The organism is Bacteroides sp. 1_1_30 (assembly GCF_020982715.1).
In the GTDB taxonomy this organism is placed as follows: Bacteria; Bacteroidota; Bacteroidia; order Bacteroidales; family Bacteroidaceae; genus Bacteroides; species Bacteroides xylanisolvens.
The window spans coordinates 1-803 of record NZ_JAJKHN010000240.1 but is presented as its reverse complement, the minus strand read 5'-3'; the positions used below and the strand labels follow the sequence as shown (position 1 = coordinate 803).

The following is an 803-nucleotide window of genomic DNA, read 5'->3' as shown; positions in this document are numbered from 1 at the left end:
GGAGAAAAGCACTTTTTTTATTTTATAAATACTCTCTTTTTAACTTTTTCCCAAAATATATTTTACGTTTGTTGAAGTTATATACAAAATGATAAAAGTTTATATTCCTAGTCCTTTTTATATTCCAGTACAAAGACAATTTCCGAATCCTGCTAAAACAGTGTGGGGAAATTGTGAATTTGTTTTTTCGGAAGTAGATGATTATGACTATATTGTTGTAATTGATAGTTTAAAGGAAAAAATCCAAACCCCTCTTTCTAAGACCCAAAGAATTATTTTTTTAGGAGAGCCCCCTTATGTAAAAATTTATAATGATAAATTTCTAAAACAGTTTGGGTGGGTATATGGTTGTCATCAAAAGAAAGTAGGTAATGATTCGGTGAAATTATCTATTCCATTATTACCTTGGATGGTTGGATGTCATTTGCGTGAAAATACACACCAGTGTAATAGCAATAAATACTTAACTTATGTTGATTTTCAGAAAAATGAAAATCTACATTCTCGTTTAAATAAGATTTGTTTAATAACTTCCAATAAGACATTTACAAGAGGACACCGGGATAGGGTGCGTTTTGTGGAACGAATTTTGAAAGAGTATCCAAATTTAGTAGATGTATATGGGAATGGCTATAAATCAATATCCGATAAATGGAGTATTCTCTCACGTTATAAATATTCTATCGTAATAGAAAATTGTTCATATCCTAATTATTGGACGGAGAAATTAGCAGACTGTTTCTTAGCAGGATGTTATCCTACTGTCTCTTATACACATCTCCGAGCCCACGAGACCATGGCTA

Annotated in this window: 1 protein-coding gene; it reads left to right on the top strand. The window is 31.1% G+C overall.

What is annotated here, in order from left to right; genetic code table 11:
* Nucleotides 1-88: 88 nt before the first annotated feature.
* Nucleotides 89-803: glycosyltransferase family 10 domain-containing protein (locus LPH68_RS26480; protein ID WP_230297293.1), on the top strand; the 715-nt coding region annotated here is incomplete at its 3' end.